The sequence below is a fragment of the Pseudomonas wayambapalatensis genome (genome assembly GCF_049942315.1).
GTDB classification, from domain to species: Bacteria; Pseudomonadota; Gammaproteobacteria; order Pseudomonadales; family Pseudomonadaceae; genus Aquipseudomonas; species Aquipseudomonas wayambapalatensis.
The window spans coordinates 1-5,437 of record NZ_JBNFMU010000171.1 but is presented as its reverse complement, the minus strand read 5'-3'; the positions used below and the strand labels follow the sequence as shown (position 1 = coordinate 5,437).

General features: G+C 64.5%; 3 protein-coding genes. All 3 read right to left on the bottom strand.

Annotated features, from left to right (window positions below):
• Positions 1-48: 48 nt before the first annotated feature.
• Genes ACPZMI_RS11630 through ACPZMI_RS11620 form a run of 3 tightly spaced genes read right to left on the bottom strand, consistent with a single transcriptional unit; the run spans position 49 to position 5,248 of the window.
• On the bottom strand, positions 49-3,099 hold the full coding sequence (locus ACPZMI_RS11630) for an efflux RND transporter permease subunit (protein ID WP_426352263.1): 3,051 nt from the start codon (positions 3,097-3,099) through the stop codon (positions 49-51).
• Positions 3,096-4,163, bottom strand: a complete 1,068-nt coding sequence (locus ACPZMI_RS11625; protein ID WP_186665486.1) for an efflux RND transporter periplasmic adaptor subunit — start codon at positions 4,161-4,163, stop codon at positions 3,096-3,098. Before ACPZMI_RS11625 ends, ACPZMI_RS11630 begins: the two co-directional genes overlap by 4 nt.
• On the bottom strand, positions 4,160-5,248 hold the full coding sequence (locus tag ACPZMI_RS11620; protein ID WP_426352262.1) for an efflux RND transporter periplasmic adaptor subunit: 1,089 nt from the start codon (positions 5,246-5,248) through the stop codon (positions 4,160-4,162). Before ACPZMI_RS11620 ends, ACPZMI_RS11625 begins: the two co-directional genes overlap by 4 nt.
• Positions 5,249-5,437: the final 189 nt, after the last annotated feature.

Here is a 5,437-nt window from a genome sequence, read left to right as displayed (position 1 = left end):
CCCCCCCCCCCCCCCCCCCCCCCCCCGCTCCTACAGGAAGTTGAAGCTTCAGTTATGCGCCTGCGGCTCGCGGATCTTGTACCAGGCCACGTACAGCGCCGGCAGGAACAGCAAGGTCAGCAGCGTTGCGCTGATGATCCCGCCGATCATGGCGTAGGCCATCGGGCCCCAGAACACCTCGCGGGCGATGGGGATCATCCCCAGGCTGGCCGCTGCGGCCGTGAGCAGGATCGGCCGACGCCGATGGTTGGTAGCCTCGACCACCGCGTCCCAAGGTGAGTAGCCCTGGGCCTCGAATTCGTCGATCTGGGTCACCAGGATCACCGAGTTGCGGATGATGATGCCGATCAGCGCAAGAATCCCGAGGATCGCAACAAAGCCCATGGGCGTTCCCGTCGGCACCAGCGCCAGCACCACGCCGATCAGCCCCAGCGGCGCGACGCTGACCACCAGGAACAGCTTCTGCACGCTGTGCAACTGGATCATCAGGAAGGTCGCCATCAGGAACAGCATCAGCGGAATCACCTGAGCAATCGGCCCCTGCGCCTTGCCGCTCTCCTCCACGGTGCCGCCGGTGGCTACTTCGTAACCGGCCGGCAGCGAAGCGGCGAACTCTTCGATCTTCGGCTTGAGCTGGGCCACCAGGTCGGTGGGCTGGATCTCGCCGTTGACCGATGCCTTTATGGTGATCGTCGGCTTGCGGTCACGCCGCCAAACCAATGGCTGTTCGAGCTCGTAGCGCACCGTGGCGAACGACAGCAAGGGGATCGAGGTGCCGCTGGGGCTGACGATCTGCAGGTTCTGCAGGGTATCGGGCGAGCCGCGCTCACTGTCCTTGGCGCGCGCGACCACGTCCACCAGGTAGATCTGGTCGTTGACCTGGGTCACCGGTGCACCGGTGACGATGCTGTTCATCACGTTGGCGACGTCTTCGGACGACAGGCCCAGTTGGCGCGCCTTGTCCTGGGCGATCTCGACCCGCAGGACTTTGCCGGGCTCGTTCCAGTCGTACATCATCTCGCCAATGTTGGGGTTCTGGTCGAGCAAGGTCGCAAGGTCGATGGCGTGCTTGCGCACCTGGTCGATATCCTTGCCGCTGACCCGGTACTGGATCGGACGCCCCACTGGCGGGCCCATCTCCAGCGATTGCACATTGGTGCCGATGCCGACGAAATCATTGCGCAGCCGCTCCTGCAGCTTGGGAATCAACGTGTTGCGCTGCTCCAGCCCCTTGCTGACGATGACCAGTTGCGCGTAGTACGGGTTCTGCAGCTGCTGGTCGAGCGGAAGGTAGAAACGCACCGCGCCCTGGCCGATATAGGTGCTCCAGTGGTCGATGTCCGGATCGTCCTTGAGGGTGGCTTCCAGGCGATCAACCGCACGGCGGGTTTCCTGGATCGACGCGTTCTGCGGCAGGTTCAGTTCCAGCAGGATCTCCGGGCGATCCGAAGACGGGAAGAACTGGTTCTGCACGAACCGCATGCTCAACACCGCCAGGGCGAACAGCACCACGGTGCCAACGATGGTCAGCCAGCGGTTGCGCATGCACCACAGCAAGCCGCTTTCGAAGGCGCGGCCGATGCGGCCGGGTTCCCCATCATGGGGTTTGACCTTGCTGCTGAGGATATGCACGCCCAGCACCGGCGCGAAGAACACCGCCACCACCCACGACACCAGCAGCGCCACCGCGATCACCGCGAACAGGGTGAAGGTGTATTCGCCCGCAGAGCTGGCGTTCAGGCCGATGGGCACGAAGCCGGCAACGGTGACCAAGGTGCCGGTGAGCATCGGGAATGCCGTCGAGGTATAGGCATAGGTCGCCGCGTCGTTCTTGCTCTCGCCCATCTCCAGGCGCGTGACCATCATCTCTACGGTGATCATTGCATCGTCGACCAGCAGGCCCAGGGCGATGATCAATGCACCCAGCGAGATGCGCTGCATGGTGATGCCGCTGTACTCCATGAACACGAAAACCATCGCCAGCACCAGCGGGATCGAACAGGCCACCACCAGGCCTGCGCGTATGCCCAGGCTGATGAAACTGACCACCAGCACGATGATCACCGCCTCGAACAGCGCACTGGTGAAGCCGCCCACGGCGTCCTCGACCACCACGGCCTGGTTCGACACGGTATGCACGCCCACACCCACCGGTAGCTCAACGGTGATGCTGTCCATCTTGTCGCGCAGTGCCTTGCCGAACTCCTGGATGTTGCCACCCTTCTTCATGCCGATCGCCAGGCCGATGGCCGACTGGCCGTTGTAGCGGAACATGGGGGCGGGCGGATCCTGGAAACCGCGCTCGATATCGGCGATGTCGGCCAGGCGGAAGAAGCGGTCGTTGATTCTCAGGTTGACCACCTGCAGGTCCTTCTCCGAGGCGAACTGGCCGGTGGTGCGCACCGAGATGCGCTCTGGCCCGGCTTCGATCACCCCGGCCGGAGTCACCGCATTCTGCGATTGCAGCGCCTGCATCACCTGGCGCTGGTCGATGCCCAGTGCCGCCAGCTTGCGGGTGGAGAAGTTCAGGTACAGCACTTCATCCTGCACGCCGATGGTTTCGACCTTGCCGATATTCGGCACCTCGCGCACTTCGGCGCGCACCTGCTCGACGTAATCGCGCAACTGGCGCAGGTCCAGGCCATCGGTGGTGAAGGCGTAGATCGAGCCGAACACATCACCGAACTCGTCGTTGAAACCCGGCCCTTGCAGGCCCTGGGGGAATTCACCGCGGATGTCCTGGATCTTCTTGCGCACCTGGTACCAGATCTGCGGGATATCCTCGGCCCTGGTGGTATCGCGCAGGTAGACGAAAACCGTCGACTCGCCGGGCCGGGTGTAGCTCTTGACGTAGTCGAGCGAGTCCAGTTCCTCGAGCTTCTTCTCGATCCGGTCGGTCACCTGGTACAGGGTTTCGTCCTGGGTCGCACCGGGCCAGCGGGTCTGGATCACCATGGTCTTGATGGTGAAGGACGGGTCTTCTTCCCGGCCCAGGTTCATGTAGGAGAACACGCCCATCAGCAAGGCGACGAACATCAGGTACCACACGAAGGACTGGTGCTTCAGGGCCCAGTCCGACAGGTTGAAGCTTCCTTTCATCGTGCGTCCTCGTCGAATTTGACCTGCTGGCCCGGCTTCAGGCTGTTCACACCCGCCGTCACCACCCGTTCGCCCGGCTGCACACCGGCGCCCAGCACGACGCGCCGTTCGCTGCGCTCCACGAGTGTGACCTCACGGGTGGCCACGGTCTTGTGCTGCGGATCGACCACCCAGACCTGGGTCTTGCCGTCTCGCTCCAGCAGGGCGGTAGCCGGCAGCTCGGTGCGCGGCGCGATCGCCGAGCTGAGCGTGACGCTGATGGCGGTGCCGAGGTGGAACGCCTGCGGCGTACTGGCCAGGCTTAGCCGCGCACGTCGGGTGCGGGTGGCGGCATCGGCCTGCGGCTCAAGCTCGCGCAGCGTGGCGGTGGTGCTGATGGCCGGCTCCAGTTGCGATGCCACGGTGAACACCAGCGACGGGGTCAACTGCTCGGCGACTGGGATCGGCAGATCAATCACCGCCTCCTTGACGTCCGGGCGCGCCAGCGTGACCACTTCCTGGCCGGCACTGACCGTCTGCCCGGCTTCGGCGCGCCAGGCCGTGACCACGGCGCCATGGTCGGCCTTGAGCGTGCTGTAGCCGAGCTGGTCGCGTGCCTGGCTGAGCGCCGAACGCGCCTGTTCGAGCGAGGCGCCGGTGGTCTTCAGGTCGGTCTGGGCAATGTCCAGCTGGGCCTGGGCGCCGACGCCGCGGTCATACAACTGCTGCTGGCGACGGGCATTGGCCTGGGCGTTGATCCATTGCGCCTGGACTCGCGCCAGGTCGCCTTCGGCGGCGCGCAGCTGGTTCTGTTGGTCGGTGGGATCGAGAGTGGCCAGGGTGTCGCCCGGTTTCACCTGCGCGCCCACGTCCACCCAGCGCCGCGCAATGCGCCCGGACACTCGGAAGCCCAGGGTGCTTTCAAAGCGGGCCTGGATGGTGCCGGCAAAACGACCGAGCTGCGACTGCGTCTGCGGCTCGACCAGGGTCGAGAGCACCGGCCGTACGGGCTCGGGCGCCGGCTCATCACCCTTGCAACCGGGCAGCAGGGCTGCTGCGGCAAGTAACACCAGCAAGGGCTTCATGGCTCACCTCCGGGGCTCTTGGCGTCGACTTTCTGCACCTGCATGCCCGGATGCAGCAACTGGCCGCCACTGACCACAACGGTTTCGCCGCTTTTCACGCCGTCACTGATGACGATGCGCCCGGTGAGGTAACGCGCCACCTGAACCTTGCGCAGTTCGACCTTGTCGCCCTCGCCCACCACCCACACCGCCGGCTCATGCAGCGCCTTGGTCAGCGCCGACCAGGGCAATTCGATGCTTGGGCGTCCCTGTGCGTGAGCCGTGGCGGTTACCGGCGAGCCCAACTGCATGGCAGCCGGCACGTTACGCAGCGCCACCTTGACCTGCACCGTACCGCTCTCGGCAGACACCGTCGGAGTGATTTCGCGAACCCGTCCTTCGGCCTGCACCTTGGGGTTATCCACAAGCCGGACGATCACCCCCTCGTCACTGGGTGGCGACACCAGCAGCGACTCATAGACGTTGAAGACGGCATCACGATCGCCGTCGGTGGCCAGGCTGAAAATCGGCATGGTCGCCTGCACCACCTGGCCGACCTCGGCCTGGCGCGCGGTGATCACGCCGTCCGCCTCGGACACCAGGTCGGTGTAGCTCAATTGCTCGCGGGCATTGGCCAGTTGTGCCTGGGCCGCCTTGAGCGCGCTCTGGCTGCTGCGCAGGGCAGCTTCAGCCGAGTCGTATTCACTCTGGCTGGTGTAGCCCTTGGGCAACAGTTTCTGCTGACGCACGAAGGCGGCGCGGGTCTGGGTGACCCTCGCCTGCTCGGCGAATACCTCGGCCTTGGCTGAGTCGACATTGTTCTGCAGGTCTTTCGGGTCCAGGCGCGCCAGCACCTGGTTGGCCTTGACGTGGTCGCCCACGTCGACGCTGCGGGCGATGATCTTGCCGCCCACGCGAAATGAAAGGTCGGTCTGTACGCGCGCCTGCACATCACCGGTAAGGGTGACGTTGGCGGCGAAATCGGTAGGTTCGACCCGTGCCACGCCGACGCGTGGCAGTTCAGGGCTGGACGCCTGTTCCTTGCAGCCTGACAGCACTGACAACAACCCCAGGCAAACGACCAACAGCGGACGCATAAACGTCATGCAGGCTCCTTGCTTGCGCGCAAATGATTCGTGGGATGCGACTGTCAGCGTAGTTCAGGGTTCAATAATCGGTACTGGTGGGGTCGGCTTTGGATTGGCGGTGGCCTTTTCGCGGGCAAGCCCGCTCCTACAGAGAGTTGTGGAGATCGGAAAAGCACACATCTGAACTCCCATCACATTCTAGGATCT

What these genes read in the sequence shown, in the direction of transcription:
- ACPZMI_RS11630 (WP_426352263.1), bottom strand. Translation starts at nt 3,099, where the DNA reads ATGAAAGGAAGCTTCAACCTGTCGGACTGGGCCCTGAAGCACCAGTCC.
- ACPZMI_RS11625 (WP_186665486.1), bottom strand. Translation starts at nt 4,163, where the DNA reads ATGAAGCCCTTGCTGGTGTTACTTGCCGCAGCAGCCCTGCTGCCCGGT.
- ACPZMI_RS11620 (WP_426352262.1), bottom strand. Translation starts at nt 5,248, where the DNA reads ATGACGTTTATGCGTCCGCTGTTGGTCGTTTGCCTGGGGTTGTTGTCA.